Genomic DNA, 1,249 nt, shown 5'->3' on the forward strand with positions numbered 1-1,249 from the left:
TTGCCCAGCGCCTTGGCCTTTATGACCCTGCGCATGATCTTTCCGGATCTTGTCTTTGGCACGTCCTTGACGAAGTAGACGATCTCCGGATAGGCAACAGGCCCGAGCACGCTCCTTACGTGCTTTGCGATGTCCTTCTTCAGGTCCTCGCTCTCCTTCACACCCTCCTTGAGGATTATGAAGGCCACGATGACCTCGCCCTTGACCTCGTCCGGCTTGCCGATGACGGCTGCCTCGGCGACCGCTGGATGCGAGACCGCGGCGGACTCGACCTCGGCATTGCTGATCCTATGGCCAGCGACCTTGAGGACGTCATCGATCCTGCCCTGGATCCACCAGTAGCCATCCTTGTCCCTCGTCGCCTTATCGCCTGCCAGGTATGTGCCGGGCTTGATGTCCCAGTACATCTGCCAGTACTCCTTCATGTACCTCTCGGGATCCCTGAAGAACGCGCGGAGCATCGACGGCCAGGGTGTTGTATTGACGATATTTCCTCCCATGCCTGGAGGCACCGGGTTTGCGTCCTCATCGTAGATGTCGGTGTTGAACCCGGGTAGCGGGAATGTGGGCGATCCGGGCTTGAGCGGTGTGATCGGCAGTGGAGAGACCACGAAGCATCCTGTCTCTGTCTGCCACCATGTGTCCATTATCGGGCACCTGTCGCCTCCGAAGTACTTCCTGTACCAGACCCAGGCCTCGGGGTTGATGGGCTCACCGACCGAGCCGAGCAGCCTCAGGCTGGAGAGATCGTACTTCTGCGGCCACTGCTCGCCGGCCTTCATGAACATCCTGATCGCGGTTGGGGCTGTGTAGAGCACAGAGACCTTGTTATCCTGGATTATGCTGAACCATCTTCCGAAGTCCGGATAATCGGGAGCGCCCTCGTAGAGTATGCTCGTCGCGCCCAGGCAGAGCGGGCCGTAGACGACGTAGGAGTGGCCTGTGATCCACCCGACATCTGCTGTGCACCACCAGACATCGGTGTCCTTGAGATCGAAGACCCAGTGGAGAGTCTGTGCTGGTGTCACGCAGTATCCGCCGTGGACGTGCTCAATGCCCTTTGGCTTTCCAGTTGTGCCTGATGTGTACAGGATGAACAGCCTCTCCTCGGAGTCCATCTTTTCTGTCTCGCACTCGTCTGGCTGATTGGCTATGAGCTCGTGGTACCAGACATCGCGGCCCTCCTTCATCGGGACGTCAAGCCCTGCCCTCTTGACCACAACAACCTTCTCGACGCTCGGGGCGTTCT

General features: G+C 59.0%; 1 protein-coding gene. It reads right to left on the reverse strand.

The window, feature by feature from the left end:
• A partial coding sequence (locus QHG98_09710) for an AMP-binding protein (protein MDH7597987.1) occupies positions 1 to 1,249 on the reverse strand: 1,249 nt, incomplete at both ends.

This window comes from Methanothrix sp. (genome assembly GCA_029907715.1).
Classification (GTDB): Archaea; Halobacteriota; Methanosarcinia; order Methanotrichales; family Methanotrichaceae; genus Methanothrix_B.